This window comes from Herbidospora sp. RD11066 (genome assembly GCF_054661255.1).
Genome location: NZ_BAAGDO010000127.1, coordinates 1 through 277, shown reverse-complemented (window position 1 = coordinate 277; position 277 = coordinate 1). Strand labels below are relative to the sequence as shown.

Here is a 277-nt window from a genome sequence, read left to right as displayed (position 1 = left end):
GTTCCCTCGTACTCCTGGCGTCCCAGGTTCTCCATTTCTTCCGTTCAATCCTGGCGATCCACGGTCTCCCTTCACTCCCGGTGGTCCTGCCGATCCAGGAGGGCCTGTTGGTCCAGTTGGGCCCGCTGGTCCTCGGTCACCTTTGGGTCCTTGTGGCCCAGCTTGTCCGCTCTCTCCCGTTCCACCATCAGAACCAGATGGTCCAGGTTCGCCATCTTTTCCATTTTTTCCCGGTTGTCCAGGAATACCATCCTTGCCTGGTCTGCCTGGTTCTCCA

At 58.8% G+C, this 277-nt stretch carries 1 protein-coding gene; it reads right to left on the bottom strand.

Annotated elements, in window-relative coordinates; all coding sequences use genetic code 11:
- Positions 1 to 71: 71 nt before the first annotated feature.
- A partial coding sequence (locus ACYQ78_RS39540; RefSeq protein WP_459806131.1) for a hypothetical protein occupies positions 72 to 277 on the bottom strand: 206 nt, incomplete at its 5' end.